Here is a 22,670-nt window from a genome sequence, read left to right on the forward strand (position 1 = left end):
ATGCCACCGCCAGCTCGGCCATCTCCAGTGCATGTGGCCACGCCACGCTGCGCAGCGCGCACACGATCACGCGCGCCAGCGTTCCCGTCTCTTTTTCGCCGCGCGCCAACCCGCGCAACACCGCCTGCATCACGTCGTCGAGTGACAGCCCGCCGCGCACGCTGAGCGCCGGGCAGAAGCGTGCTTCGATGTAGCGCACGCTGTCGAGCGCCGCATCGAGCACGAACTCGTACGCGACGCGCTCCAGCGCGATGGCGTCCTGCATCGCGGCCAGCGTCACCTCGAACCGCGCGAGGTAATCCTCGAGACGGCGTGCATCATCCACCCGCATCCAGTCTCTCAGCTCCACCGCTGTCGAGACCGGGAGCGCCAGCCCACGTTCTGCCGACAGCTCCAGCAAAGTAGCCGGACGCAGGGAGCCGTCGAGATGGCAGTGCAGATCCGCCTTCGGCATACGCCGAACGATTTCGACGAACGCGGGATTCACCATGCTCACGGCGCGACCTCGGCGTCTCCCGGCTCGGTGGCCGCGTCCAGTCGCTCGCGTACCGGCACCACCCGATAGATCGATCCGCCCACCAGCGCCTGCGTGGCGTCCACCGGCAAACCGCGACTGTCGGTGAGCCGTTGCCGGCCGGCATCGACTTCCGTGGCCAGGTCCGGGAAGAGCGCGCGCACGGCGTCGACCGCAAGCGAGCCGTGCGGCACCGACACGCCCCGTTCGTTCACATACACCCGAAGCGAATCGGGACCAGACATCGAAGACCCCCCCTCACTCATTTTGCGACTCCCGCGCCAACGGCGCGAATACGTTCGGTCGCGTCACCGCGAACGGGCTGCGGCAACGCCTGCAGGTAGCTCGCCAACATGTCGACATCGCGCACGGCGAGTACGTCGACCGAAATCGTGCGCGCCAGCATCGTGCCTTCAGCATCGTCGATCATGAAATCATTCACGGCCAACGAGTAGATCCGGTCGGGATCGAGCGGCGCGCCGTTGGCGCTGAGCACGCGGACCACACGCTGTCCCTGCGGCTTGGCCGGATCGAATTCGATCGTGAGGCCACTCACGTGTGTATTCGGTCGACCGTTCCACACCCACCGTTCGGCATTGGCCACGAGATCGCGACCACGCAAGCGAACGCGTACCAGCACGTTGCCGAACGGAGAAATCTGGTATACGCCGCCGAACGTGATCGGACCGGCGGGGACGTCGGTACGGATCCCGCCGTTGTTCCAGGCGCCGAAGTCGGCATTCCCCTTCACACGCGCGGCGTCGGCCACCACGTTGCCCAGTGGGTACTGATCGCTGTTCCGCACGAACGGCGTCGCGATGGTCGCGACCCGCCGATCGATGCGCGCCTGCACTTTGGCCGTGGCCGCCGTGACGATCGAATCGACGACCGGATCGGCGCCGGCGCGGTTTTCTCCGGAGACGCTTCGGACCTCGGCCCGCGCCTGCCCACCGTCCAGCGGGATGTCGACCACGGCAATGGCGCGGCCGTTCGACGTCGTCTCCACCACGGGCATGTCGCGACGGCGCAGGGCGACGTTCCAGTGCGCATGGCCCATCACGAAGAGGTCCGGCAAGTCGGTCAGTTTGTCGATGATGCTGATCCCACCGCCCGTGCAGGTATCCGGCTTGTCGCGGTCGCAACGCGCGCCATCATGCGCCAGTGCAATCACGATCTGCGCCCCGCCAGCGCGAAGGGCCCGCACGCGCTCGCTGATGATCGGCGCCGGATCGAGGAACGTCAGTTGGCGCACATTCCGGGCTTTGGTGGACGTGGCCGTGTGCTGGCCGGCCGTACCGACGATGCCGATGCGCACCCCGCCGCGCACCACCACCGTGTCGGCGCGCACCCATGGCAGCGGGCGCCCGTCGGCGCCACGCACGTTGGCCCCCAGCATACCGAACTTGAGTTCCTTCATGCGCATGCGCAGCGTATCCTGCCCGAAATCGAACTCGTGGTTACCGATTGCACCGGCCGCCACATGGAGCCGGTTGAACACGGCGACCGTGGGCTTTCCCGCATCCCAGTCGGAGGCTGGTGCACCGGAGAACAAGTCGCCGGCGTCGACCACCAGGCTTTGGCACTGACCGGTGCACTCGCGTCGCGCCTGCTCGATGGCGGCCGATAACGCCACCGCTCCGCCCTGCAGTCGCCCACGATCATCCGGGCGGCTCGAGAGCGCACCGTGGAAATCACTCATCGCGATCACTCGCAACGTCCGCCCCTGCGGCGCGGCGGGCGCGGTCGCTGCAGGCGGAACGGCAGCAGCGGCGGCAGCCGGCGCGCCACCAGCCGCTTCACCGGCCCGGCCGCGGTTCTGCTCGCGATACGCAATCGCGCGTGCAGCCGCCGGCTCCAATCGCCAGTTGACCGTGGCGTACTTGGCGGGATCGAGCGTCCCCGCCTTGGCCACATCATCGATGATCAGCGAACGGATATCGATGTCTTTCTGGAACACCACCGGCGCGTTGGCCAGCATCGCGTAGCCGCCACCACCACTCTGCCGGTAGTTGTTGAGCGCCATCGTGAACGAGTCCGTGGGCTGCACGGCACGACCGTTCCTGATAAGCGTCGTGATTCGGGCACCCGCTGGCTTCGACACGTCGATCACGTAGTCCACACCGGTGACGACGTCAAAGTTGTAGCCGGGAATCTTGGGGTCCACCAACCCACCGGCCGGGGCCGACCCGTCGGGCGCCAGCGTGCGGTAGTACAAGGCCGACTGTTCGAGAAACGCGCGCAACTGGGCACCCGAAATGCGCACCGCGCGCAGCGTGTTCTCGTACGGATACAGCTTGGAGAGCGATGCTTGCGTCACCGCGCCCGTATCGAGCGTGGCGTCGAGCGAGAACGCCGCCGTGGCCGACAGCTCCGCGCCCGACTCGCGCCGCATCACTTCGTTGATCAAATCGGTGATCGGCGAGTCCACGACCCGCGAACTGTCGGCGCGCCACGCGACCGCCGTGCGCCCCACCGGCGTGGTGACCCAGGTGACCGTGGCTTTATGGGTGGCGGCCGACGCCGCCAACACGGCCGGCGATTCGACGTGACCCGCCACCTTCACCGACTGACCGCGGTGCTTCACCACGGACCACTTCCCCTTCGACTTCTCGAGCGTCAACGTGGCCAGCGCCACCGACGCGGCCCAGTTGCGCGGCTGCACGAGCAAGGCGCCGTTGATGGTGGAGTCCACCAGCTCGGCGTGCGAGTGGCCGTACACCACCAGGTTGATGCCGTCGATTTCGCGGGGCACGCGCGCCGCCACATTCTCCGACGGCAGTCCCGTGGCCACCGTGTCATACGTGGCCGCGCCATCGAGGCCTGAGTGCAGCAGCACCACCACCACATCCGCTTTGCGCTTGCGCACTTCGCTCACCGCCCCGCGCACGGACGCCACGATATCGCTGACCGTGAGCCCGGCCTCGCGCAGATTGTCGCGATCCCAGAGCATCGAACCCGGTGTCGTCCCGCCGATGATCGCGATCCGCACACCGCGGCGGTCAATCAGCGTATACGGTGCCACGAACGGACGCCCCTGGGCGTCGCGCACGTTGGCGGCCAGGAAGGGGAAGGCCGCCTTGGCGATCGCGGCCCGGAGGGCCGGTACGCCGAAATTGAACTCATGGTTCCCGAGCACCGCAGCGTCGTAACGCATGACATTCATCGCAGCGATCACCGGATGCACCGGCGGCGGGGCGATCTTGGCGGCCACGTACAGCAGGGGATTGCCCGAGAGGATGTCGCCTCCCTCGACCAGCAGCACGCGCCCCGGGTTGGCCGTTCGCACCGAATCCACGATCGTGGCCGCCCCGGCCAGCGTTCGGGCCGGATCCGGGGCGTTGGCGTAGTAGTCCCAGCCACGCAGGCGGCCATGGACGTCGGTGGTGGCCGCAATGACCAGATCGAACCGGCCCGACTGCGCCGGCAGGGGGGCAACCGCAGCACACGTCAGCACGGCCGCGGTGAGGAGCGAAGGCAAGCGTACCATAGAGGAAAGCTAGCGGCAGCCCCCCGCGGCCAGGAGGGGGCGCGATGGCTCGGGGCGAACCGCTTGCCCCCCCTCTCGGGCCACGCGAAGTTGCCCGTATCGGTTCCGGCCGCCGATACGCACCTGTTACACCGTCGTGGCGGTCCGGACATGACAAGGGGACAAGTTGCCACTCGTGAAGTGTCGGAACCGGAGCAGCCGCGCATGAAACCGCTGATCATCGGGATCGCCGGCGGAACCGGCTCGGGGAAGTCCACGGTCGCGCGCAAGGTCGCTGAAGCCTTGCCCGACGCGTCGGTCGCGTTTCTCGAGATGGATACCTACTATCGCGATTTCCGGCATCTCACGCTGTCGCAGTTGCATCATGTAAACTGGGATCATCCCGAGGCCTTCGATGTGGAGTTGCTCACCATGCATCTCGACGCGCTCGCGCGCGGCGAGCCGGTGGACACCCCCGTCTACGAATTCGCGACGCACTCCCGGAGCGAACGGACCCGACGCATCGCGCCGGCCGACGTCATCGTCATCGACGGTATTCTGTTGCTGGCCGATGCCAACGTCCGCGCGCTGTGCGACGTGAAGGTGTTCGTCGACGCCGATCCAGACATCCGGCTCATTCGCCGCATTCGCCGCGACACGGCGGTGCGCGGGCGCTCGCTGGAATCGGTGCTCGATCAGTACCTGAACACCGTGCAACCGATGCATCTGCAGTTCGTTGAACCCAGCAAACGCTACGCTGACGTGATCGTCCCCAGAGGCGGCAGCAATCTCGTCGCCATCGAGATGATCGTCGCCAAGATCCAGCGTCGGCTCGCTTCGCGCGCTGCTGCGCGAAGTCCATTGTCCGTGCCCGCAACGGCCGAACCGGCCTGAGTCTGATACTGCATGCAAGCTGCGCCGTCCACTGAACGCATTCTCGTGGTCGATGACGAGCCGGAGATTGTGGCGCTCGTCACCTACAACCTCGCCAAAGTCGGGTATCGCGTAGCGACGGCGGCCACTGGCCAGGAGGCGCTCGACCTCGCGCGCCGCGAACGGCCGTCGCTGATCGTGCTCGACCTGATGCTTCCCGGGCTCTCGGGCTTCGACGTGCTCGAACAGCTGCGGAGCGATGAGGCGACCCGCGATATCGCGGTCCTCATGCTCACGGCCCGTCGCGAAGAACCCGACCGGATTCGCGGACTCTCGCTCGGCGCCGACGATTACCTCACGAAACCGTTCAGCCCCGCTGAACTTGTGTTGCGGGTCGGCGCAATCCTGCGTCGCACCGGCACTGCCGCCCCGGCCAATTCCGATACGATCGTGATGGGGCCGCTGCATATCGACCGGGCGGCCATGGCGGTCGCCGTCGACGGACAGGATGTCGAACTCACGCCGACCGAGTTCAAGCTCTTGCTCACACTCGTGGAGCGGCGCGGCCGCGTGCAGGGGCGCGGGCTGTTGCTGGAAACGGTATGGGACGCCGCCCCCGACATTCAGACACGCACCGTCGACATGCACGTGCAACGACTGCGCACCAAGCTGGGCGCGGCGGGGGACATGATCGAGACGGTACGCGGCTTTGGCTATCGGTTCCGCGCGGCGATGTCGCGCGGTGGGTAACCGCACCGCGTTGCCGTTTTCCCCGGGCGGGCCCGTCGTGCGCCGCGTATGAGGCTCGTACAGCGCATCGTCATCAACAGCTTCGTCGTCGCGACGCTGCTCGTCGGCATCGTGCTCTTCGCGGTGGAACGCCGGGTCACCGAACGCGTGCGCGCCGAGGAACCCACGGCCGCCGCATCGGCCGATGAGTTCCTCGCCAAGGTGCGCCGCGACATCGTCATCGCCGGCTTGGCCGCGCTGCTGGTCGGGGTCGCCCTCGCCCAAGTGCTCGCCGCCCCGGTCGCGCGTCCCATCGAGGAGCTCCGCGACGTGGCCCGCGGGCTCGCCGCCGGTGACCTTACGCAGCGACCGTCTCGCGCCATCGCCGGCGGCGAAGTGGGCGATCTTGCCGAAGCGCTGCGTCGGCTCGCCGAGCAGCTGGAGGCGCGGCTGCAGGCGCTGCAAGGCGAAGAGGCCCTCCTGGTCGCCTTGACCGAGTCACTCAACGAAGGCGTGATCGCGGTCGACGCCCGACAGCGCGTGGTGCGGATCAACGAGACCGCTCGACAGCTTCTCCGGCTACGCGAGCCGGTGCCCTTCCCGGCCGACTTTCTGCCGCGTGACCGCACACTCCGCGAAGCCCTCGCTGCCGTACTCTCGGGCGCCGACGCCGTGCCCGACGAAGTGCGGGTCGACGATCGCACCCTCTCCCTCACCGCGCGTCCCCTGCCGGGTGGCGGCGCCGTGCTCGCCCTCTACGACCTCACGCCCGTGCGTCGCCTCGAAGCGGTGCGCCGTGATTTCGTCGCCAACGTGTCGCACGAACTGCGCACGCCGCTCACGGTGATCGGCGGCTTCGTGGAGACGCTCCAGGACGAGGACCTTCCCGAGGACCTGCGTCGGCAGTTCCTCGCCATGTGCGAAGCCAACGTGCGGCGCATGCAGCGCATCGTCGACGACCTGCTCGACCTCTCGCGTATCGAATCGGGAGGATGGGTGCCCAACCCTGGCGATCTCGATGTTGCCGCGATCGCCGCCGAAGTCTTTGCCCCGTTACAGTCGGCAGCGACGGCGAAAGGCGTGCGCCTCCGTACCGAGGTCGGCCCCGACGCCGGCCACCTCTACATCGATCCCACCGCGGCGCGGCAGATCCTCAGCAATCTCGCCGAAAACGCGATGCGTCATACGACCGCGGGCGAGATCGTGCTCTTCTCGAAGATCGAAGACGGCGGCACCCGGATCGGCGTGCGGGATACCGGCTGCGGCATCGGGCCCGAACACCTGCCCCGCATCTTCGAACGGTTCTACCGGGCCGACCCGGGCCGCTCCCGCGAAGCCGGCGGCACGGGCCTCGGGCTGGCGATCGTGCGCCATCTCGCCGAATCGCACGGGGGCAAGGTGAAGGCCGAGTCGCAGCCTGGCGTGGGGACCACAATCTCGGCCTGGATTCCAGGCGATGACGCGGCGGCCGACTACTCCGACGGCTGATCGGCCAGCGGCGTGAGCTCCGATGACCCGTCGAACGCGAGGTCGTTCGCGGCGGGCTGCGACGTCGCGCTGCCACGGATGGGCGGCGCGGCCGACTCCTGCCGACGGGCCCGGCGGCCGGCAAACGCTTCGGCGATCAAGCGCGGCAGCATCACTCCGGCCGGCCCCTCGATCGGCAGAATGCTCGGCCCCCGACGCTGCCCTTCCATATTGGCGTTGAGCACGATCACGGTGGCACCATGGGTGGCCGAGATCCAGGGCAACGAGGCGGCCGGCTCCACCATGTTCGAGGTCCCGATCGAGAGGAACACGTCGCAGGCCACAGCCGCACTGCGCGCCGCCTCGAACTCCACCATCGGCATCGGCTCGCCGAACCACACCACGTCCGGGCGCATCAGCGCGCCGCAGGAGGGGCACGGCGGCGGCTCGGCGGCCTGTGCCTCCGAAGGCACCATCGTCCCCGGACACCCCGCACTGCAGCGGGCATGCATGAGCGACCCATGGAGGCGAATCAGGTCGCGCGACCCGGCCCGCTCGTGCAGGTCGTCCACGTTCTGGGTGACCAGCGTGCAGTGCGCCACCCGGGAGGCCAGCGTGACCAACGCCTGATGCGCGGGATTGGGCTGCGCGGCCCGCACCATGGCGCGTCGAGCGGCGTACCACTGCCACACCCGGTTGGGATGCGCCGCAAACGCGGTCGCCGTGGCCAGCTCCTGCGGCGAATACGTGGCCCACAGCCCCGTCTGGGCGTCGCGGAAGGTCGGAATGCCGCTCTCGGCCGACACACCAGCGCCGGAGAGCACGCAGACATGCTCCGCCGCCCGCAGGGCGCGGGCCGCCACCGAGAGGGCCTCAGCCCGGGTCTGCGGGTCGGTGGGAGGGGGCGACGCGACGCGTCGACGCTCGAGTAGGGGATCAGAGGCAGCCATCGTGCCGCCGAGGATATCACGACGCGGCACCGCGCACCAGCCCCTCCCCATCGCCTACCCCCCCAGCCTCCGTGACACAACCGTTGCACAACCGTGCGGAGACCGAGACCTGAGTCACGAAGATTTTCTGGTTACTCGGAACCGCAAGGCGCCGATTCACCACGGGACATCGAGCGCTCACGACGGGCGCGCCAGCAGTTCTCAACATACATAACCGACCCGATCATCCATGCGGACCTACGTACACGTGCTCTCCCGTTTCGCGCGTCAGTTGACGCTGGCGATGACGGCCGCCGTCGTCCCCGCTTCTGTTGCGGCGGCACAAAGCGCCGATGCGCCAGTCGGCCGGATCACCGGCCGGATCATCGATGCCAAGTCCGGCCAAGGCATCGCGGCCGCCGGCGTACAAGTCGTGGGCACCACGATCGGCGCCCAGTCCGGGGTGGACGGCCGCTACACGATCATTCGCGTGCCGGCCGGCACCACCACGTTGCAGGTTCGGCGCATCGGCTACGGCCCGAAGACGGTCACCGGTGTGATCGTGCCGGCGAACGGGGCCCTCGAGCTCGACATCTCGCTGAACTCGGCCGACGTCCAGTTGGCGGCCATCAGCGTGACGGCGACGAAGGAAAAGGGTACGGTCAACGACGCCCTGAACCTGCAGCGGACAGCCACGAACGCCGTGAACTCCATTACCGCGGAGCAGATCGCGCGTAGCCCGGACGGCGATGCCGCACAGGCCGCACAGCGTGTGAGCGGTGTGACGGTGCAGGACGGCAAGTTTCTGCAGGTGCGTGGACTCAGTGAGCGCTACACCACCGCCTCGCTGAACGGCGCGCGTATCCCGAGCCCGGAACCGGAGCGCAAGGTCGTGCCGCTTGATCTCTTCCCGGCGAACTTGTTGCAAGACGTCACGACCACCAAGACGTTCACGCCCGACCAGCCCGGCGACTTCGCCGGGGCGAACGTGAACATCCGTACGAAGGAATTCCCCGCGTCGCGTCAAATCAACTACTCCACGAGCTTCGGCGCGAACAGCCGCGTGCTCGGACAGACGCTGCCGTTCGCCCCGCGGGCTGGCGGCGAGCTGGTCGGTTTCGCGAACAGCAAGCGTCAGATCCCGAATGCCATCGCACAGGCCAACTTTCTGGGCAACGTGTCGCAGGGCCAGTTCAATCAGATGGCGCAACAGCAGCGCAATGTCTGGAACCCGACGCCTCGCAATGGTGGCCCCAACGGGTCGTTCGGCGCGTCCACGGGCGGCAACACGATTCTCGGCAAGCGCATTGGCTATGTGTTGAGCGGCAGCTATGGCTACTCGGAGGAAGTACGGGCCGACGAGCAGTTCGCGGTCGGCAATCAGGGCGCGAACAACACGGTCGTGCCGCTGACGTCGGTGAGTGGGAGCACGGGCCGCAGCAGCGCGCAATGGGGCGGCATCGCCAACCTCTCCACACTCGTCGGCAAGAGCTCGCGTCTGTCGCTCAACACCACCATGACGCGCAGCGCCGATAACGAGGCCCGCATGGATCGCGGCTTCGACGAGAATCTGGGTGACAGCATCGCCCGCACGACGCTGCGCTACGTCGAGCGCGGTGTGGCCACCGTGACCGGCGCTGGCGAACATCAGCTGGGCGAGCGGAACAAAACGGCGTGGGCCGTGACCTACGCCAACACGGGCCGTCGTGAGCCGGATCGCTCCGACGTCGTGTACGCCCGCAACAACACCGGCCAGTACACGCTACTCAGCTCGCTCGACGGCGCCCGTCGCCTGTATTTCGATCTCGCCGAGACCAACAACACCGCACAGATCGATCACACCATCACCATTGGTGAGGTCGCCAATCAGAACACGCTCAAGGTCGGCGCCTACGCGCGCTCGACCGATCGCCGCGCCGATGCGCCGATCTATGCATTTCTCAGCCGTGCCGCCGATAATGTCCGGAGCCAACAGCCCGACGTGATCTTCGGTGCGGCGCAGGCGTGCAGCAACTGCAGTTTCATCAACGTGCAGCCGGTCGGTCAGGCCGGTTCGTACACGGCAGAAGACCGCACGATGGCCGGATACCTCATGGCCGACTGGGGCCTGGGCAGCCGTGTCCGCATTATCGCCGGTGCGCGAGTCGAGTCGGCCGACATTACCGTGGACGCGTCCACGCAGGGTGGCTTCACCTCGTCGGCCAATCTCAACAACACCGACGTGCTGCCGTCGCTGCTCGTCAACACCAAGCTCACCGAGACGCAGAACCTCCGCTTCGGCATCACGCGCACCCTCGCCCGCCCCGAGTATCGCGAACTGGCGCCGGTCACGTTCCGCGATGTCCTTGGCGGCGTCAGCGTCACGGGTAACGATCAGCTCCGCCGTTCGCTGATCGACAACGTCGACCTGCGCTACGAAGCGTTCCCGAATCCCGGTGAGGTGCTCAGCATCGGCGTATTCGCCAAGCGCTTCGACAGCCCGATCGAGCGCATCGAACAGGCCACCTCCGGTGCCTATCAGGCGCGCTTCCAGAACGCGCTGAGTGCCGTGAACGCCGGCGTGGAGCTCGAGTTCCGCAAGCAGCTCGGATTCCTTGGTGGCTGGGCGGAGCCGCTCACCGGCTTCAGCAACGTCACGCTGATGAGTTCCTCCGTCGATCTCGACACGCTAGGCGGTCTCACGGTCACCGACCGCACGCGTCGCTTGGTGGGTCAGGCGCCATATGTGGTGAACGCCGGCATGACGTACTCGTCGCTGTCGGGCCGTACGAACGCTACGATCCTGTACAACGTGGTGGGCGAGCGCATTCAAGCGGCGGGTGTGGTGCCTCTCCCGAACATCGTGGAAAAGCCGCGTCACATGGTCGACCTGTCGCTCCGCTTCCCGGTGGCCGGCAGCCTGTCGGCGCGGATGGACGCGCGGAACCTGCTCGACGCACGCTATCGGTTCATGCAGGGCAACCTCGAGCGTGAAGGCTACAACGCGGGCCGCTCGTTCTCGGTCGGATTGTCCTGGCGCCAGTAGGCGTCCGATCGGCGCGCAGGCCGTCTGGCAAGCGCCACCTGACCCGGCACGGTGACACAACCGTGACCGGGTCATGACCTCTTCGGGACAGAAACCCACCTTACTTCCGTTTGTAACAACGCTTCGATCGTTGCGCCTCACCCACTAAATCCAGGAAGCTCTGATGACGATGTTCACGCGCTTGCGCGCTCTCGCCATGACGTCATGCAGCCTGCTCGCGCTCGCTGCGTGCGGCAGCGATGATCCCGTCGCCCCCGTCACGCCCGCGAACGGCACGCTGGCGGTCACCGTGTCCGGCCTCCCCGCCGGCGTGAACGCCGCCGTCACCGTGACCGGCCCGAGTTCCTACACGCAGTCACCGACCGCGTCGGCGACGTACAGCGTTGCCCCCGGCACGTACACGGTGACGGCCGCGCAGGTGACCTCCAACAACGTGCGCTACAACGCCGCCGTCACGGGCTCGCCCGCAACGGTGACGTCGAGCGCCACCGCGACGGCCACGGTGACGTACTCGATCACCGCCAACCCGACCGTGACGATCAGCGGTTCGATCGCCGCCAATCGCACGCTGACGCCGGACACGAACTACGTGCTGCGTGGGTTCGTCTACGTGAACAGCGGCGCCACGCTGACCATCAACGCCGGCACGAGAATCGTCGGTGACACGACGGCGCTCGGCTCCGCCTTGTTCGTGCTGCGCGGCGCGCGCATCGTGGCCAATGGCACCGAAGCCGCTCCCGTTGTCTTCACGTCGCAGCGTAGCGTCGGCAACCGTTCCCCGGGCGACTGGGGCGGCCTGGTGATCGTCGGCAACGCACGCGCGAATCGTACGGGCAACGTCATCGTCGAAGGCTCGAATGGCTCGGTCGTCGGCGCCAATCCGGCCGGGACGATCTACACCGGCGGTACGGTCGACACGGACAACAGCGGCACGCTGCGCTACGTGCGTGTGGAGTTTGCCGGCTACGCCACGCTCACCGACGCCGAGCTCAACTCGTTCACCTTCGCGGCCGTCGGCAGCGGCACCACGGTGGAGTATGTGCAGGCCCTCGCCGGCCTCGACGACAATTTCGAATGGTTCGGCGGTACGGTGAATGGCAAGTATCTGGTGTCGTACGAATCGGGTGACGATCACTTCGACGGTTCGGAAGGATACCGCGGCCTCAATCAGTTCCTGATCGGCATGCAGACCACCTTCATCACGCCGCGTCCGGGCGCCGGTGCCGTGTCCACCGACCCGCAGGGCTTCGAGATCGACGGTTGCAACGGTGGCGGATGTGTCGCACCGAGCGGAGGCAACGCGCAGAGTGCGGGCCGCGACGAAGGACTGTACAACATGAACGTCTTCGCGAACTTCACCATGATCGGTACGCCGACTGGCGTGACGGTTCCGGGTTCGGGTGGCGTGGGTGCGGTGCTCCGCCGCGGCACGGGCGGTTACTACATGAACGGTGTGCTTGCGCGCTGGCCGCGTGGCGGCATCTCGCTCCGCGACTCCACGTCGAACAACCGCTTCGTGGTGGACTCGCTGATCGTGCGGAACCTGTACTTCGCCGAGAACGGTGTGCTGGCCAGTGGTGCGAACTTCGATGCCGCCGGCAGCAACTTCGGCCAGGAGTCGGCCTTCGCCGCGCGCAACTCCAACATCGTGGTAGGCGCCGCGTCGGTTACGGCCGCCAGCCTCTTCACCAGTCTCCCCACGGTGTCCGGCACCACCACTGGCGCGAGTTTCGATTGGTCGCCAGCGGCCAGCTCGCCGATCGCCACGGGTGGCTTGAACAGCTTCGCCGCCGATCCGCGCATTGCGGCCCGCGTCGGCACGTTCATCACCCCCACGGCCTACCGTGGCGCGGCGGCCCCTGGTGGCGCGAAGTGGTGGGCTGGCTGGACGAACTACGCCCGCAACTAGTACCGGCGGCTAACGCTCTGGCGCGTTAGCTTTTCTGAAGTCCGAACGGCCGGTGCCCCCTCGGGCACCGGCCGTTCGCTTCTTCTGATACCACATGATGATGTCTCTCCCACTTACGTCGCGCTGGTACCTTGGCGCCCTTCTGCTTGCCGTCACGACGGCCTGCGCCGACAAACCGACCCCATCGCCGGCCGATGAACAGGCACAACATGTCGCCGAAGTCGTTGCCGCTGGCGGCGTCGTCGATTCGATCCTCCCGATCGCCGAACACCTCCGGCGATTCCGCGTCGGTCTCCCCGTCACGGACACGCTGCAGCACGCGAGTCCTTCCCGCGACGCCCTCGTCTCGCGCTGGGCCGCCGCGATCGCCGTGAATGACACCGCCGACCTCAACGCGATGATCATGAGTCGCGCCGAGTTCGCATGGCTGTACTACACCGACAGTCCGATGAGCAAGCCGCCATATGAGGCCCCGCCAGAACTACTCTGGGGTCAACTGCTCGCATCCTCCAACAAGGGCGCGACGCAACTGGTGAGTCGTTTCGGAGGAAGTCGCGTGACGGCCAGTCGCTTGCGTTGCCCCACTCCTCCGGACACCCAAGGCACCAACGTGCTCTACAGCAAGTGCGAGGTCCGGCTCACCGCGCCCGGGAAGCCAACCGTCGAGGGCAGCCTCTTCGGTACGATTCTCGAGCGCGCTGGACGCTTCAAGTTCGTCGGCCTCTCCACCACCCTCTGATGCGACGCTCGCGCTTCGCGTCGCTCCTGGCGCCCTTGCTCATCCTCGGTGCGTGCAGCGCGCCGCCCAACGGCGACGCAACGGACCGCACCGCCAGCAACCCGGCCGCCGCCGCGGCGAGCACCACGCGCGTTGATCTCACCGGCGCGGGGGCCACCTTTCCGTATCCGCTCTACGCACGCTGGTTCAACGAGTACGCCTCGCTCACCAACGTCCGCATCAACTACCAATCGATCGGATCGGGCGGTGGCATCCGGCAGGTGGTGGCACGCACCGTCGACTTCGGCGCCACCGATGTCCCGATGACCGACGACGAACTCGCCAGCGCCGGCATGCCGGTGCTGCACATTCCCACCGTCATCGGCGCCGTCGCCATCACGTACAACCTGCCGGGACTCGCGCGTCCGCTCAATCTCAGCCCCGACGTCATCGCCGACATCTTCCTCGGTACGATCACGCGCTGGAGTGATGCGCGGATCACCGCGCTCAATCCCAAGCTCACCCTGCCGGCGACCGACATTCTCGTCGTGCATCGCGCCGACGGCAGCGGCACGTCGTACATTTTCAGCGATTTCCTGAACAGCGTGAGCGCTGCGTGGGCGGCGGGTCCCGGTCGCGGCAAGGACGTACGCTGGCCGGTCGGTATCGGCGGCAAGGGCAATGAAGGCGTCGCCGGCCAGGTCAAGCAGATGCCGGGGGCGATCGGGTATCTCGAGGTGGTGTATGCACGCCAGAACCGCTTGCCAGTGGCGCATGTACGCAACGCCGCCGGCCGTTTCATCGCACCAATGCCGTTCGAGATCGCCTCGGCCGCCACCGCCGTCCTGGAAGCCGACCGCAAACTCTACACCGCCGACGCCAGCGGCGCACCGGATCTCCGCGTGTCGCTGGTGAACGCGCCTGGCGCGCAGTCGTACCCCATCGCCTCGTTCACCTGGATGCTGGTGGCCCCTACGGCCATCGGCGCGCAGAAGAGCCGCCAGCTGGCCGCCTTCGTTCGGTGGGCGCTGCTCGAGAATCCCGATGTGGCCAGCACCCTCGGCTACGTGCCGCTTCCCTCGGAGGCCGCGGCCCGCATTGTCGATCGCCTCGATGCGACGTTGGCGGCGGGAAAGTCGGGACCGCCGTGACACAGCCGTTACACGAGAGCGCACGGCCGAGAGGCCGGGAATCCTAGCTTCACCGCATGCAGTCCCCGCTCGGTGACCGGCTCTATCGCGCGGTTACGACGGTGTGCGCCGCCGCGATTCCCGTCGTGCTCGTGCTGCTCACCGCCGTGGTCGTGCGCGCCGCATGGCCGACGCTCGCCGCCCACGCTGGCGAGCTGGCGTTCGGCACCACGTGGGATGTGCCCCGCAAGCAATTCGGCGCACTGCCGGCGATCGCTGGCACGCTGATTTCCTCGCTCATCGCGGTGGTGATCGCCACGCCACTCGCCCTCGGTGTCGCCATCTTCACGGTCGATATCGGCCCGCGACGTCTACGGGAGCCCGTGTCGTTCCTGGTCAACCTGCTCGCCGCCATTCCTTCGGTGGTCTACGGGCTGTGGGGCGTGTTCGTGCTGGTGCCACTGCTCCGCGGCACGATCATGCCCGCGCTGCTTCCCCTTGGCGCCGTCGTTCCGCTGTTCCGCGGCCCGGCGTATGGCCCGAGCCTGATCGCGGCCAGTCTCGTGCTCGCCATCATGATCCTGCCGTTCATCGCGAGCGTGAGCCGCGAAGTCCTGCGGGCGGTGCCACAAACCCAGCGCGAGGCGGCGTTGGCGTTGGGGGCCACGCGCTGGGAGGTGGTCCGCGATGCCGTGCTGCCGTCGGCCCGCTCGGGGCTCATCGGCGGCGTGATCCTGGGCCTCGGACGCGCCCTCGGTGAAACGCTCGCGGTCGCGATGGTCATCGGCAACCGCCACGCGATGCCCGATTCGCTGTTCGCTCCGGCGTACACCATGGCGTCGCTGCTGGCCAATGAATTTGCCGAAGCCTCCAGCGACGTCCATCTCTCGGCGCTGATGGCCGTGGCCGCACTGCTGCTGCTGATCACCCTGCTGGTGAACGTACTGGCCCGGTGGCTCGTGCAGCACGTCGCCATCGGCATGCCCGGTGGCCGATCATCATGAGCACCCGCGCACAGCAGCGTATACGCACGAGTCGCCGCATGACGGCGCTCACGTGGGCCGCCGCCGTCGTGGCGGTCCTCCCGCTGCTGCTCATTCTGGCGCAGCTGCTGCTGAACGGCGTGGGCCAGCTCACACCCACGTTCTTTACGCGGATGCCGTCGCCGCCCGGCGTGCGCGGTGGTGGCGTCGCCAATGCCATCGCCGGCTCCATTATCCTGGTGGCGATCGCAATGACCGTGGCCGTGCCGGTGGGGATCGGTGCGGGTTTGTATCTCGCGGAACGCCGACGCGGACGATTCCCCCGCGTCGTGCGTTTGCTGGCCGACGTGCTGAGTGGACTGCCCTCCGTCGTGCTTGGCATCTTCGCGTGGGAATTGATCGTTCGTCCCTCGGGACACTTCTCGGCGTGGGCGGGCGGCATCGCGCTCGGGTTACTGGTGTTACCCCTTGTGGCCCGTGCCACCGAGGAAATGGTGCGCTTGGTGCCCGCCTCCCTCACGGAAGCGGCGCTCGCCCTCGGCTTCTCGCGCTGGCGGACCGCCCTCACTGTTGTACTGCGCACCGCCATGCCGGGAATCGTGACGGCCGTGCTGATCGCCATGTCACGAGCCGCCGGCGAGACGGCCCCGTTGCTCTTCACCGCGTTCGGCAACCCCTTCTGGTCCGTCGACCCGGCGCGTCCGATCGCCGCCTTGCCGCTGCAGATCTACGCGTACGCCCAGAGCCCGTACGACGAGTGGCGCGCCCAGGCGTGGGCCGGCGCCTTGGTGCTCCTGATCCTGGTCACGATCATCAGTGTCGCCGGACGCGCGGTCGTCGGCGCGCGCGCGAAATTGTTGGCATCGGTCACACCTCGCATCGGCCGCGACGATGAGTGATCGCATCGCGACGACGGGGAGCGCGCCGCCCGTGCGGCTCGACAATCTGTCGGCCGGCTTCGCCGATCGTGGGGTGCTCCGACAGCTCACCCTCGAGGGACCGGCGGGACGCGTACTCGCCATTATCGGTCCGTCGGGGTGCGGCAAGAGCACGGTGCTGCGATGCATCAACCGGCTGCACGAGCTGGATGAAGGCGCCTTCGTTACTGGTGACGTCGCCATCGGCCCGTTCTCGGCCTACGCACCATCCACCGATGTGATTGCGTTGCGACGTCGCGTGGGCATGGTCTTCCAGCGACCCACTCCCTTCGTCACCCGGTCGGTATTCGACAACGTGGCAGCGGGGGTTCTGGCCCAACGCCGATCTGTGCCACCGAGTGAGCTGGAAGGCCTCGTCGAAGTGGCGCTCCAGCGCGCCGGACTGTGGCGCGAAGTGGTGGATCGCCTGTTCGGCTCGGCGATGGTCTTGTCCGGCGGCCAACAGCAACGCCTGTGCATCGCGCGGGCGCTGGCGGTGCAACCCGACGTGCTGTTGCTCGACGAGCCCACGGCCTCACTCGATCCCATGGGCACGCAGCGCATCGAAGAGCTGCTGTACGACCTGCGCGACACCGTGACCGTGATCATGGTGACGCACAACATGCAGCAGGCGGCGCGCATCTCCGACATCACCGCCTTTCTGCTCAACGGGCGTCTGGTGGAATGCGCCGCGACGCGCGAGCTGTTTACCACGCCGACGGACCCGCGAACCGAAGCGTACATCACCGGACGGTTTGGATGACCACCGAAAGTCATCGTGTGCCCGGTGCCGTGGTGCTCGAGCGCTTCTCGGCGTGGTTCGGGGCGGCGCCGGCGTTGCACAACGTCGACATGGTCGTGCGACCACGGTCGGTCACGGCGCTCATCGGTCCGTCGGGCTCGGGCAAGAGCACGCTGCTGCGCGCGATCAACCGGCTCAATGATGAACTGCCCGGGGCTCGCAGCAGCGGCCGGCTGCTCCTCGACGGCGCGAATGTGTACGACCCCACCGTGGACGTGAGTGAACTGCGACAGCGCGTCGGCATGGTGTTTCAGCGGTCCAATCCATTTCCCCGCTCGGTGTTCGACAACGTCGCGTACGGTCCGCGTCTGAATGCCGGTCTGACGGGGCGCATCCTCGACGACACCGTCGAGGACGCGCTGCGCCGCGCCGCCCTGTGGGACGAGGTCAAGGATCGTCTGCGGGAGAATGCCCTGACGCTCTCCGGCGGCCAGCAGCAGCGCCTGTGCATCGCGCGCGCGCTGGCCAACCGGCCAACTGTGCTGCTGCTGGACGAACCCACCAGCGCACTCGATCCGCAGGGAACGCAGCGCATTGAAGAACTTCTGTACGATCTTCAGCAGGACCTGACCATCATCATCGTGACCCACAACCTTTATCAGGCGGCACGGGTGTCGCGGCGCACGGCGCTGCTGGTGGATGGCGTGCTCGTGGAAGACGCCGCCACCGATCGGCTCTTCACCCGCCCGTCCGACTCACGCACCGAAGCATTCATCACGGGGAGGTTCGGATGATGCGCGATGTTCCCGCCGGCTACCGGCACTTTCACGATGAGCTGGCCCTGCTGAAGCAGCGGCTGCTCGACATGTCCGAACGGGCCGAATCGTTGGTCGCGCTCTCGGTCGAAGCGTTGCTCGAGCGGGACCGCGACAAGGCGATCGCCGTGATCGAGGCCGACGAAGAACTCGACCGGCTCGAAGTGGAGGCCGAGAACCAAGCCATCGCCATGCTTGCCCTGCAACAGCCGATGGCCCGTGACCTCCGCTTTCTGATCGGCGCCATCAAGGTGTCCAGTGACCTTGAGCGCGTGGGGGATCACGCCGTGAACATCGCGCAGTGTGCGGTGCGGCTCGTGGATCAACGAACCCCGATACCGGCGGTGCCCGCGCTGGCGGACATGGCCCGTCGGGCTCGTGCCATGCTGAGCGACGCCCTTGACGCCTTCATCCGCGGTGACGGCGCCCTCGGCCGCGCGGTGGGGAAGGCCGACGATGATGTCGACGCGCAGCACGAGGGTATCTTCCGTGCGCTGCTGGCCGACATGATGCGCGACCCGCAGATCATTGCGCCATCGCTCGAGCTGCTGCTGGTCAGCCGGAATCTGGAGCGAGTGGCCGATCTGGCCACCAACATCGGGGAAGACGCCGTGTATCTTGCCGAGGGGAAGCAGATTCGACATCGGTTCGACGAGGACGCCCCAACGCCTTTTCCCAACGACGCGACATGACGGCACCCATCACGACCGCATCGTCCGACATCCGGATCGCTGCGATCGACATCGGCTCCAACTCGATCCGCCAGATCGTGGCGGATGTCTCCCCCACCGGACAGATCCGCGTGGTGGACGAGATGAAGGCGATGCCACGGCTGGGGGAAGGACTCGAGGCCACGGGCGCGCTCTCGCCGATCGCCATCGAGGCGGCCGCGACGGCCGTACAGCGCATGGTGACGCTGGCCGGCCAGTTGGGTGCGGCCCGTATTGAAATCGTGGCCACGAGTGCCGTGCGTGATGCCGCCAACGGCGCCGACTTCACGGGCCAGGTGGCGACACTCACCGGTCGCGCCGTGCGCATCCTGAGCGGCGAGGAAGAAGCGCTGCTCTGCTTCCGGAGCGCGCTGGCGCACTTCGAGTTGGGTGCCGGCCGTACCGTCGTAATGGACATTGGTGGCGGCTCGCTGGAACTCGTGCTCGCGAAAGACGGACTCATCGAGCGGGTCGCGTCACTGCCGTTCGGCGCGGTGCGTCTCACCGAGCGCTTTCTGTCGCCCAAGGTCACGCCGCGGCGTGTGCGCGCACTGCGGGCGCATGTGCGTGACGGCCTGCGGCGTGCCGTGCCCGTCAAGGATTGGCGTGGGGCGCAGGTGATCGGCTCTGGCGGCACCTTCACGAACCTCGCCGGCATCGTGTTGTCGCGACAGCATGTCACGGTACGGTCGCCGCACGGGACGCGAGTAACGCGCGTGGAGCTGGAGCACGTGCTCGATTGGCTGCAGCGGCTCGAGTCCCACGAGCGGGCCCATGTGCCAGGGCTCAATCCGGCCCGCGCCGACATCATCGTGGCTGGACTCGCCGTGGCCGCCGAGGTGCTGTCGCGTTTCGATCCGCGCGACCTGCTGGCCTCCGCGTACGGCATCCGTGAAGGGCTGCTGCTGGAAGCGGCTCGGGTGACCCCGGTCGTCGCCGATCCGGGCGTCGCGCGCGAACGTTCGGTGCGCGAGTTCGCCGAACGGTGTCATTACGAAGAACCGCATGCCCGTCAGGTGCAGGCGCTGTCTCTCCAGCTGTTCGATGCCCTCGCGCCTCGGATGCAGCTTGGCCCCGACGATCGCCGGCTGCTGGCGGACGCGGCGCTGCTGCACGATGTGGGCTACCACATCAACTACGAGAAGCACCACAAGCATTCGTTTCACCTCATCTCGCACGCCGAACTGCTGGGGATGACGCCGGCCCAGCAGATCGTCGTCGCCCACATCGCGCGCTACCATCGGGGCGCGGCGCCCAAGATGAAACACCGCGGCTTCGCGCAGCTTGATCGCGCGTCGCGCGAGCGGGTGGTGAAGCTGGCGGCGCTGCTCCGGTTCGCCGACGGTATGGACCGCGGCCACGTGGCGGCGGTGGGGGAGCTCCGGGTAAAGATGACCGATGATGCGGTGCGTGTGAGCGTGGCGGAAGCCGCCGGCGCCACGAGTGTGCGGCTGGAATGCTGGGGGGCCAGCCGCAAGCGTCACCTGCTCGAGGAAGTGCTGGGCCGACCGATCATCGTCGTGGCGCCCGATGGCACCGAGTTGAGCGCTGACGACGACGGGGACGGCGAGTAGGCGCCTGCCGCGCTACTCGCCGTCGGTCGTGCTGACCGTCTTCGCCCGTTTCTTCCGCGCGGCGGTCTTCCCTGCCCCTTTCAACCCCGCACCGCCCCACGGATCGCGCATCAGCGCGGCATGCGTGGCACGCTCGTCGTCGCCGTCCAACACCCGTCGGCGATACGTGCCATCGGCCCCGAGATCCCACGCCTGCCGGTTATCGGCCAGGCACGTTTCCAGAACCCGCTGCAGGCGGCCGTGCCATGCGACATCGTCGATCGGGGCCATCGTTTCCACGCGCCGATCGAAATTGCGGGGCATCCAGTCGGCCGATCCGATGTAGTACTCGGGGTTCCCGCCGTTCGAAAAGAAGACCACGCGTGAATGCTCGAGAAAACGCCCGATGATGCTGACCACGCGGATGTGATCACTCACGCCGCGGAGCCCGGGGAGCAGACAGCAGATGCCGCGCACGATCAGGTCGATCTCCACCCCCGCTTGCGACGCACGGTACAACGCGGCGATGACCTCCGGATCGACCAAGGCATTCATTTTCGCAATGATGCGTCCACCCCGTCCCGCCCTGGCGTGCGCCGACTCGCGCTCGATCATTTCGATCGTGCGTTGGCGCAGATTCGCCGGCGCCATGATCAGCCGGCGGTAGAACTTCTGCCGCGAGACGCCGGTGAGCGAGTTGAACAGGTCGCTCGAATCCGCGCCGATCTGCGGATTGCAGGTGAAGAGGCCGATATCGGTGTAGAGCCGTGCGGTCTTCGAATTGTAGTTGCCGGTGCTCACATGCACGTAGCGCCGGATACCGTCGTGGTCGCGTCGCACCACCAGCACCGTCTTGGCGTGCGTCTTGAGCCCTGGCAGTCCGTAGGCCACGTGGATGCCGTAGCTTTCCATCGTACGGGCAAACGTGATGTTGTTCTGCTCGTCGAAGCGCGCCTGCAGCTCGATGATGACCGCCACCTGCTTGCCCGCTTCGGCGGCCTGCGTCAGCGCCCGCACGATCGCCGTGTCGCCCGACGTGCGGTACAGCGTGAGCTTGATCGCCAGCACCTGCGGGTCACACGACGCCGCCTCGAGGAACGCTTCCACCGAGGAGCTGAAGGACTCGTACGGGTGATGCACCATCACGTCGCGTTCACGAATGACGTCGAAGATGTTGCGGCCGTCGCGAAACGGGGCCGGCACCACCGGTGTGTAGGGCGCGTCGCGAAGCTCCGGCACATCGAGCCCGGCGATCTGCAACAAGTCGCCCAGCTCCAGCAGATCGTCCCGGTCGTGGATGTCGCGTGCGCTCAACGGGGCGACGAGCTGCGTCTCGCTCTCGCTCAGCTCCTCGAGCAGCAGCTGGCGCATGGCCCGCGGCATGTCGCGCTGCACCTCGAGCCGCACCACTTCACCGAAGCGGCGCTGAAACACCTGCTGCTCGATCGTCTCCAGCAGGTCGTCCGGCTGGTCCATCTGTCCGAGGTCCAGATCGGAGTAGCGCGTGATCCGGAACGTGAACCATCGCTTCACGTCCATGCCGGGGAACAGCGTACCGAGATGCTCGCCGATGACGGCTTCGAGGGGCACGAAGCAATGTTCGCCGTCGCGCTCGATGGGGACCCAGCGCGGCAGCGAGCGCGGGACCTTCACGCGCGCGAAATGCTCCTTGCCGCTGTCCGGATCGCCGATGGCCACGGCGAGCGACAGCGAGAGATTCGAGATGTACGGGAAGGGATGGCCCGGGTCCACCGCCAACGGCGTGAGCACCGGGAAGACCTGCGACTCAAAGTAGGCGTGCACCCGCTCGCGCTCGCGTTCGTCGAGCGAGGCCATCGGCACCAACTTGATGCCCTTCTCCTCGAGCGTCGGCAGCAGCAGCGCGTGCAGCGCATGATGACGGCGCTGCAGCAGTTCATGCACCCGGGTGCGGATGGCCTCGAGCTGTTCGGGGGGCGACAGCGGATCGGGCGGATACTGCGGCGCCCCCGACGCGACCTTCCGGCGCAGCCCGGCCACCCGGACCATGTAGAACTCGTCCAGATTCGTGCTGAAAATCGCCAGGAACTTGAGCCGTTCGAGCAACGGCACGCGCACGTCCAGCGCTTCCTCAAGCACGCGCGCGTTGAAGTCGAGCCAGCTCAGCTCGCGATTCAGGTACGGCAGCGACAACGCCGTCGACGACGCGAT

General features: G+C 67.3%; 17 protein-coding genes and 1 pseudogene. 13 read left to right on the plus strand and 5 right to left on the minus strand.

Going from position 1 to position 22,670, the window contains the following annotated elements:
• From ACIRA7_RS04210 to ACIRA7_RS04220, 3 genes and pseudogenes are all read right to left on the minus strand, one after another.
• Positions 1-490, minus strand: a pseudogene (locus ACIRA7_RS04210) (adenosine deaminase); the annotation flags it as partial.
• A gap of 2 nt (positions 491-492) precedes the next feature.
• Entirely contained in the window at positions 493-759 is a 267-nt protein-coding gene (locus ACIRA7_RS04215; RefSeq protein WP_396219568.1) for a hypothetical protein, read from the minus strand.
• 17 nt (positions 760-776) lie between these two features.
• Entirely contained in the window at positions 777-4,001 is a 3,225-nt protein-coding gene (locus ACIRA7_RS04220; RefSeq protein ID WP_396219569.1) for a 5'-nucleotidase C-terminal domain-containing protein, read from the minus strand.
• Between the two features lie 204 nt (positions 4,002-4,205).
• Between ACIRA7_RS04220 and udk the strand changes: the two genes are divergently transcribed.
• From udk to ACIRA7_RS04235, 3 genes are read left to right on the plus strand one after another with little or no spacing between them, the layout of a single operon-like run.
• The gene (udk, locus tag ACIRA7_RS04225) at positions 4,206-4,874 is read left to right on the plus strand and encodes a uridine kinase (RefSeq protein WP_396219570.1); all 669 of its coding nucleotides are present in this window, start codon (positions 4,206-4,208) and stop codon (positions 4,872-4,874) included.
• A gap of 12 nt (positions 4,875-4,886) precedes the next feature.
• Positions 4,887-5,603 (plus strand): response regulator, encoded by a 717-nt coding sequence (locus tag ACIRA7_RS04230; RefSeq protein ID WP_396219571.1) that lies wholly within the window; start codon positions 4,887-4,889, stop codon positions 5,601-5,603.
• Between the two features lie 48 nt (positions 5,604-5,651).
• A complete protein-coding gene (locus ACIRA7_RS04235) occupies positions 5,652-7,070 on the plus strand; it encodes an ATP-binding protein (RefSeq protein WP_396219572.1) in 1,419 nt (472 codons plus the stop codon).
• Here ACIRA7_RS04235 and ACIRA7_RS04240 read toward each other — a convergent pair.
• Positions 7,055-7,999 carry an SIR2 family NAD-dependent protein deacylase gene (locus ACIRA7_RS04240; protein ID WP_396219573.1) on the minus strand — a complete coding sequence of 315 codons (945 nt, stop codon included), beginning with the start codon at positions 7,997-7,999 and terminating at the stop codon, positions 7,055-7,057. The two genes, ACIRA7_RS04235 and ACIRA7_RS04240, sit on opposite strands and share 16 nt — an antisense overlap.
• Positions 8,000-8,228: 229 nt before the next feature.
• Between ACIRA7_RS04240 and ACIRA7_RS04245 the strand changes: the two genes are divergently transcribed.
• The 10 genes from ACIRA7_RS04245 (at position 8,229) to ACIRA7_RS04290 (ending at position 20,501) form a co-directional block, all read left to right on the plus strand.
• Complete coding sequence (locus ACIRA7_RS04245; protein ID WP_396219574.1) at positions 8,229-11,003, plus strand: carboxypeptidase regulatory-like domain-containing protein; 2,775 nt, start codon at positions 8,229-8,231, stop codon at positions 11,001-11,003.
• 163 nt (positions 11,004-11,166) lie between these two features.
• Positions 11,167-12,912 carry a hypothetical protein gene (locus ACIRA7_RS04250; RefSeq protein ID WP_396219575.1) on the plus strand — a complete coding sequence of 582 codons (1,746 nt, stop codon included), beginning with the start codon at positions 11,167-11,169 and terminating at the stop codon, positions 12,910-12,912.
• 94 nt (positions 12,913-13,006) lie between these two features.
• On the plus strand, positions 13,007-13,651 hold the full coding sequence (locus tag ACIRA7_RS04255; protein WP_396219576.1) for a hypothetical protein: 645 nt from the start codon (positions 13,007-13,009) through the stop codon (positions 13,649-13,651).
• Positions 13,651-14,781 (plus strand): phosphate ABC transporter substrate-binding protein PstS, encoded by a 1,131-nt coding sequence (gene pstS / locus ACIRA7_RS04260; protein ID WP_396219577.1) that lies wholly within the window; start codon positions 13,651-13,653, stop codon positions 14,779-14,781. Before ACIRA7_RS04255 ends, pstS begins: the two co-directional genes overlap by 1 nt.
• A gap of 56 nt (positions 14,782-14,837) precedes the next feature.
• A complete protein-coding gene (gene pstC, locus ACIRA7_RS04265) occupies positions 14,838-15,764 on the plus strand; it encodes a phosphate ABC transporter permease subunit PstC (protein ID WP_396219578.1) in 927 nt (308 codons plus the stop codon).
• Complete coding sequence (pstA, locus tag ACIRA7_RS04270; protein ID WP_396219579.1) at positions 15,761-16,642, plus strand: phosphate ABC transporter permease PstA; 882 nt, start codon at positions 15,761-15,763, stop codon at positions 16,640-16,642. The genes pstC and pstA overlap by 4 nt, the downstream gene beginning before the upstream one ends.
• Positions 16,635-17,423 (plus strand): phosphate ABC transporter ATP-binding protein, encoded by a 789-nt coding sequence (locus ACIRA7_RS04275; protein ID WP_396219580.1) that lies wholly within the window; start codon positions 16,635-16,637, stop codon positions 17,421-17,423. The genes pstA and ACIRA7_RS04275 overlap by 8 nt, the downstream gene beginning before the upstream one ends.
• The gene (gene pstB, locus ACIRA7_RS04280; RefSeq protein ID WP_396219582.1) at positions 17,420-18,196 is read left to right on the plus strand and encodes a phosphate ABC transporter ATP-binding protein PstB; all 777 of its coding nucleotides are present in this window, start codon (positions 17,420-17,422) and stop codon (positions 18,194-18,196) included. The genes ACIRA7_RS04275 and pstB overlap by 4 nt, the downstream gene beginning before the upstream one ends.
• Entirely contained in the window at positions 18,196-18,909 is a 714-nt protein-coding gene (gene phoU / locus ACIRA7_RS04285; RefSeq protein ID WP_396219583.1) for a phosphate signaling complex protein PhoU, read from the plus strand. The genes pstB and phoU overlap by 1 nt, the downstream gene beginning before the upstream one ends.
• The gene (locus ACIRA7_RS04290) at positions 18,906-20,501 is read left to right on the plus strand and encodes an HD domain-containing protein (protein WP_396219584.1); all 1,596 of its coding nucleotides are present in this window, start codon (positions 18,906-18,908) and stop codon (positions 20,499-20,501) included. Before phoU ends, ACIRA7_RS04290 begins: the two co-directional genes overlap by 4 nt.
• 12 nt (positions 20,502-20,513) lie before the next feature.
• Here ACIRA7_RS04290 and ppk1 read toward each other — a convergent pair whose 3' ends face one another.
• Positions 20,514-22,652 carry a polyphosphate kinase 1 gene (gene ppk1 / locus ACIRA7_RS04295; protein ID WP_396219585.1) on the minus strand — a complete coding sequence of 713 codons (2,139 nt, stop codon included), beginning with the start codon at positions 22,650-22,652 and terminating at the stop codon, positions 20,514-20,516.
• Between the last annotated feature and the right edge of the window lie 18 nt (positions 22,653-22,670).

The sequence above is a fragment of the Gemmatimonas sp. genome, assembly GCF_044376735.1.
Taxonomy (GTDB): Bacteria; Gemmatimonadota; Gemmatimonadetes; order Gemmatimonadales; family Gemmatimonadaceae; genus Gemmatimonas.